This is a genomic window from Candidatus Effluviviaceae Genus V sp. (genome assembly GCA_014728125.1).
Taxonomy (GTDB): Bacteria; Joyebacterota; Joyebacteria; order Joyebacterales; family Joyebacteraceae; genus WJMD01.
The window spans coordinates 1-3,986 of record WJMD01000016.1; the positions used below are offsets into that span (position 1 = coordinate 1).

Sequence of the window (3,986 nt, forward strand, 5' to 3'; positions counted from 1 at the left end):
ACTCTGGGGCTATCCCGGCGGGCAGGGGATGCCGATGAGCCAGGACTTCCACGTCTGGACGTTCGCCTACGACGTCTCGGGGCTTTCGTCCGTCGACTTCAAGTACCGCCTGGACGACGACGGGACGAACCCGATGAGCACGGATGTCAACGAGACGTACGCGGGCGGCGCCGGCGTCGGGTCGTGGCAGACGATCCCGATGACGCATCGCGACTTCCCGGCCGGGAACGTCTACTCGGACCCTGAGATCGACTTCTCGGTCATGCCGGACTACATCGCGGACCAGTACTTTGTTCATCTGACCGGCTTCGAGGACGTGCTTCTGGACTACTACGTCGAGGCGACCGACAGCCTCGGGTACGTCAAGCGCTCGCCCATCCAGCACGTCTGGGTCGGGAGCGGGGGCGGCGCCCAGCCCGACACCTGCGTTTGGTGGGAGCCGGTCGACCCGGTCGCGGGCGAGAGCGTCACCATCTACTACGACCTCGACTGCCGCGGCGTGCTGCCCTCAGGCACCGACCCGGTGTACATCCATATCGGCCACAGCGGCTGGCTCGACGTGCTCAGTCCCGACCCCGCGATGACGTACGACGCGGGGGAGGAGGCGTGGAGCTACACGTACTCGATTCCCTCGTCAGCGACGGCCGTCGACTTCGTCTTCAACGACGGCGCGGGGACGTGGGACAACAACTCCGGCGGCGACTGGCACGCGCCGGTCTCGGGCGGCGTGACGGAGCCCGGCTACGAGATGGACGGCCAGCTGGACGCCGAGGCTGAACTTGTCGCGACCGGCGACGGGCTCTCGCTCCACGCCGACTGGAACGGCACGTGGCTCTACCTCGCGGCCGAGGGCGTCGCCGCGACCTCCGGGCTCGACCACTTCCTGATGATCGACCTCGACCCGTCTGGCTCGCGAAGCGCGCCCTGGAACAAGTCGGGGACGGTGGCCGGTTGGGACTACTTCGTCGGGAATGAGGACGACAACAACTGGAACGGGTGGTTCGACAGCTCCGAGGGCGTCGTCTCATCGTCGAACCTGGAGAACGCGAGCGGCACCTGGCTCGAGGGCGCCGTCCTGCTCGAGGACCTCTACGGAGCTATGCCGGATTCGGTCCTCGTGGCGGTCGCCGCGTACGGAACGAGCGACGGTGGCGTGCTCGACCTTCAGTGCCCCTCCGGGAACGGGAACGGCGACATCGAGACATCCGAGTACCACGTCATCCGCTTCGATCAGACGGGCGTGCCCGAGAACGTCTCGCGGGTGAGCCTGGCGCAGAACGCGCCGAACCCGGTGACGCGGCGCACGGCGATCCGCTTCGCGCTGCCGGAGCCCGCGCGCGTCCGGCTCTCCATCTACGACGTCGCGGGCCGTCGCGTGAGTGTTCTGACCGACGCCCGGTATCCCGCCGGCGCGCACGACCTCTACTGGGACGGGACCGACAGCCGCGGACGGGAGCTTCCGGCCGGCATCTACTTCTACCGGCTCGACACCCCGTCGGGTTCGCTGCAGCGGAAGATGGTGCTGGTGCGCTGACGCACGTGTCGACATGGATGTGCTTTCAAGACGCCCGGGGCGCTCCCCCCGGGCGTCGTCGTGTGACGTCCACTCGCTCGTTGCCGGCCGAGCGCTCCTCCCTTACAGTATCGGGGACGCGAACAAGAACTGGCTTCTGTCGCTCAGAGAGGCGGACGTGGGGCATATCCAGAGCACCATGTGGGATGCGTTCCGGCGCTGTGCGTTGGCGCTCCTGGCTGCAGTGCTCATCCCGGCGTCGGCCGCCGGTCTGACCATCGAGTCCCGTGTCGACGGCGGTTCATGGTCCTCGGGCTCCCGCGTGGTCTCGGAGGCGGGACAGGAGCTGGAGCTTCGTGTGCAGGAGGTACCCGACGCGACGATCCGCTGGTACCGGATCCGTGCCGACCTGAGGACGCGCTACGCGAACGCCCGCAGCCCGCGGCGCGGCGGCGGCTGGCAGGGCCACGACCGCATCTGGTACGTGCGCGAGGAGCTCCGGGGCCTCCGTGGCCGCTGGGAGATCGCTCCGTTCCGACGGGCGATCCGGGAGCACTGGACGGACCGCGTCCGGCGCTGGCTCACGCTCCGGACGTGGCGCTTCCCGCTCCGGTTCCGGACGTGGCAGCGTGAGGACGTCGGGACGTTCTGGTTCCAGGCGGAGGTCGAGCGCGAGGGAACGGTCGAGCGTACGCCCGGCATCGAGAGCGCCGACCATCGCGGGCTCTCCCCGGACGTCCTCTGTGTCGTGCGACGGGACGGGGACGGGTTCCTCGGATGCCTCTCCGGGTTCTACAACGTCCCCGGGGTCTTCGGGTCCACGCTCCATCAGAGCCGGCATCATCTGGGCGTCGACTGTGCCGACGTGCTCGTCGCGGCGTGGTCGGAGCACACGGGTCGGCCGGTCGAGCGGAACTGGAGCGTCGCGCTCCTGGTCGACCATCTCGACCACGTGACGGAGTTCGATGTGAAGAGAGGCCGCGTCTCGCCGGCTCCGCCGTGGGACGAGACCGTGCGGCCCGGCGACCTCGTGGCCGTCCGCTACCGCGGTTGGGCTACGTACGGCCACATCGGCGCGCTCGCGGGCGACACGAACGGAAACGGTCTCGTCGATGCCGGTGATGTCGTGCTGCACGCAGGTCCCCTCGCCCTCGCTCCGACGCTTCTCGGCAAGGGCGCGTTCGAGGGACACGTGATCGTTCTGAGATTTCCGGAGAACTTCTGAGAAGCGTGAGGCGACGCCGACCCCGACCCCGGGCGGCTAGTACTCCCGCTCGAGCGCCAGGTACTGGTACCAGGCTCCGAGCGACGGGCGCTGACTGCCGTCGCCGCGGTAGAGTCCGCAGTCCTTCCAGAGCCTGAGGATGTACGCGTCGGGCGAGAATTTGAGCTCGTCCTCCCACCATTCGTCGTAGTCACGGCTCACGAACCAGTTGACGAAGACGGCGTTCAGGAAGAAACACTCGTCGAGGAGACGGTACACGTAGACCGTCTGGTCGGTCTCGGTCGCCTCGATGGTGAGCGGGTAGGGAGACGTGACGTCCTCCGCCGGCCAGCCGGTTTCGGCGACGGCGAACGGCTTCTCGGGCGCCAGGTCGGCCAGCGCCGAGAAGTAGTCGAAGCGGACCAGCTCCGGGTCCTCCAGGGGCGCCGCGAACGGATAGCCGGAGAGGGTCATCATATCTGTGTAGGGGAGGACGTCCTCGATGGCCGACTCCTGGTCGGTCACCGCAGCGAAGTACGTGTCCGCGTGGAACGAGAGGAAGATGGGGAGCCCTGGGTACTCGGACTTCAGGGCGGGATAGACGCCGGCGCACAGTCCCACGAAGTCGTCCCACAGCTCCGGCGAGTTCCACCGCAGGATGTTGACCTCGATGCCGTAGCAGAAGAAGTCCGGGTCGTACGTGTCGATCATGAACTCGCAGTGATTCGTGAAGGCCTCGATGACATCCGGGTCGTCGAAGTCGTACGTGCTCCACGGGAAGGGAAGACCCCCGTCGTCCGGATAGCCCGCCAGCTCGTCGCGGAGCCAGCTGATCGGGGTGACAGCCACGTAGACCGCATGCCCGCCCGGCGTCAGCGCCAGCTCCTGGGCGTTGAAGTCGATGCCGTCCTTGAACTCCACGGGGTAGCTTTCGTACGCGCCGATGAGCGCCTCGGCCCACGGCACGCCGCCGTCGTAGTGGATGACGGCGAGGTCGCCGTCGCCGCGGATGCGGTCCCAGGCCGAATAGACGCCCTCGGTCGTCAGTGCGTGCGGGGTCGGCGTGAAGCCCATCGCGAACGGGCGCGTGCCCGAGCCCGACGGCCCGACGACGCCGCACGACGTGGACAGGAGCAGTACGAGGAGAGCCGCGGCGGCCGCGGCTCTCCTCAGGTTCACGATATGTGTTCTGCGGAGGCCCATGGCCTCTCCACTCTACTTCAGCACGATGACCTTTGTCGAGGCGCTCTCAGAGAGCGTCGTCAGACG

The 3,986-nt window shown here is 67.9% G+C and carries 3 protein-coding genes; 2 read left to right on the plus strand and 1 reads right to left on the minus strand.

Going from position 1 to position 3,986, the window contains the following annotated elements; all coding sequences use genetic code 11:
- A partial coding sequence (locus GF405_00995; GenBank protein MBD3366732.1) for a T9SS type A sorting domain-containing protein occupies positions 1–1,534 on the plus strand: 1,534 nt, incomplete at its 5' end.
- 19 nt (positions 1,535–1,553) lie between these two features.
- Positions 1,554–2,738: a hypothetical protein gene (locus tag GF405_01000; GenBank protein ID MBD3366733.1), complete on the plus strand. Its 1,185-nt coding sequence runs from the start codon at positions 1,554–1,556 to the stop codon at positions 2,736–2,738.
- A 36-nt stretch (positions 2,739–2,774) separates the two neighbouring features.
- Here GF405_01000 and GF405_01005 read toward each other — a convergent pair whose 3' ends face one another.
- A complete protein-coding gene (locus GF405_01005; protein MBD3366734.1) occupies positions 2,775–3,896 on the minus strand; it encodes a hypothetical protein in 1,122 nt (373 codons plus the stop codon).
- Positions 3,897–3,986: the final 90 nt, after the last annotated feature.